At 46.6% G+C, this 320-nt stretch carries 1 pseudogene; it reads right to left on the reverse strand.

The features are described from left to right. A pseudogene (locus AB4585_RS24305) lies at positions 1-320 on the reverse strand (protein-L-isoaspartate O-methyltransferase); the annotation flags it as partial.

Below are 320 nucleotides of genomic sequence, written 5' to 3' on the forward strand. Positions count from 1 at the left end.
CGTACATCTTCTATAATCTCAGACTGAACTCCAGACTCGTGCTTCACAATTTTCAATAATTGTTGCTGTAAGTCTCCAATTGGAATGATCAGTCGTCCGCCAACCGCCAACTGGTCAACAAGAGCTTGGGGAAGCTCCGCTGCTGCCGCTGTTACAATAATAGCGTCAAATGGTGCATGTGCGCCCCACCCTTTCCAACCATCACCATATTTCGATGACACATTATAAATATCGAGCTTAGACAAGCGACGCTTTGCATCCCACTGCAGCGTTTTAATGCGCTCAATGGTATGCACACGTTCAACCAACTGTGCTAACAC

This window comes from Vibrio sp. 10N.222.49.C9 (assembly GCF_041474985.1).
Classification (GTDB): Bacteria; Pseudomonadota; Gammaproteobacteria; order Enterobacterales; family Vibrionaceae; genus Vibrio; species Vibrio crassostreae_C.